We start from the raw sequence: 1,536 nt of genomic DNA, 5'->3' as shown, positions 1-1,536 counted from the left end.
GTGGGTTCTCCGGTCGGGGTGGGCGGGGGTGGGGGCGGTTCAGGTTTTGTGGTGGGTGGTGGTGAACAGGGTGTGCCAAGTGTTTTTCCAGGGCCAGTTCTGTGGCAGGTGGAGGGTGGTGGTGCGGGCGGTGCGGGTGATGCGGGCGGCGATGGCGATCAGGTGGGCGCGGATGGTGCCGGTGCGGGCTTTGGTGTGGACGCTGCCGGCGAGGCATCCCGCGCTGCGCTGGAGGTTGTGGGCGAGGGCGGCGAGGGCGAGCCAGGCTGCGTTGGCGGCGAACCGGCCGGAGGGGAAATGCGCGAGAGCGGAGTTGTTGAGGTCGGCGAAGATCTGCTCGATGGCGCCGGCGCGGTCGCGGTGCCGGGTTTCGGCGGCGACCGTGTCGAACCCGGTGTCGGTGAACACGGTCTGGTAGCGGTAGGCGGGGAACAGTTCCCCGGTCGGGTCGCGGGCGTCGCGGGTGGTGTCGCGGACGCGGCGGACGACGAGGCGGGCGGTGATGCGCTGGCCGTTGCGGGTGGGGTTGGTGAACGCGGTGCAGGGGGTTTCCGCGACCTCGGCGGCGTGGACCCACGTGTCGCTGTCGTGGTCGTAGACCGGTCTGGCGTAGGCGACGGGCTGCCAGGCGTTCTCGGTGATGGCGGCGATCGCGGCGCGGACCGCGGGGTTCTGGGGTGCGGTGACGGAGAACCGGGCCCCCTCGGCCTGGATCGCGGCGAGGATTTCCCCGTGGTAGAAACCGGAATCCAGCCGGACCACCAGGGTTCCGGTCGCGCCGCAGGCGCGGGCGGCGGCGAGGTTGTTGCGCACGAACGAGACCGCGTTGCGGGCGGAGTGGGCCTGCCCGCCGCGCAGCCGAGTCCCGGTGATCACCGGCGCGCGGGCCGACGTGGACAGGCAGCCGGCGAGGAAGTTCAGCCCGCGGACTTTCGTATAGCCGACTTTGGCGCCCTCTTTGCCCGGCCCGAACACGCGGGTGATTTTGGCGTCGATGTCGAGGAACGCCAACTGGTCGATGCCGGGCAGCAGCGGGGTCCGCGCGGTCAGTTCCCGCAGCACGCCAGTGGCGACGTTCTGCAGCTGGGCGACGTGGCCGAGGGTGAAATCACGCAGGAACGTACCCAGCGTCGAGGGCGCCCGGGCCCCGCCGAACAGCCTCGGCATCGCGCCGTGGCGGACGACGTCCAGATCGTCGATGGAATCCGCTCCGGCGGCCATCCCGGCCACGATCGTCGACACCTTCGCCCCGGCGTTGGACCCCGCTGTCGTCCCCAGCGTCAGCAGCCCGTCCGCCAGCCGGCCCAGCCCAGCAGCCTCGGCCAGCCGCATCACCGGCACCAGCCCGGCGTGCGACACCAGATTCGTGTCATCGAACCTCACCGACACCGCCCCGGCAGTATGCAATGATCGCATCCAGCAGATGCCCTCTCCCTCGGTGACAATTGCTCTGTCGCAAGAACAATCATCCCAGGCCAGAGGGCATCTGCCCGTCCAGACACGGCCTACAACACCACAAACACCGGTGGATCCAGG

At 70.2% G+C, this 1,536-nt stretch carries 1 protein-coding gene; it reads right to left on the bottom strand.

The genetic code is table 11. The features are described from left to right. Window positions 1-39: 39 nt before the first annotated feature. A complete protein-coding gene (locus OO71_RS45810) occupies window positions 40-1,383 on the bottom strand; it encodes an IS1380 family transposase (RefSeq protein ID WP_425388756.1) in 1,344 nt (447 codons plus the stop codon). Window positions 1,384-1,536 lie beyond the last annotated feature (153 nt).

This window comes from Amycolatopsis jejuensis, assembly GCF_000717335.1.
Lineage (GTDB): Bacteria > Actinomycetota > Actinomycetes > Mycobacteriales > Pseudonocardiaceae > Amycolatopsis > Amycolatopsis jejuensis.
This window is presented reverse-complemented; position numbering and strand designations above follow the sequence as displayed.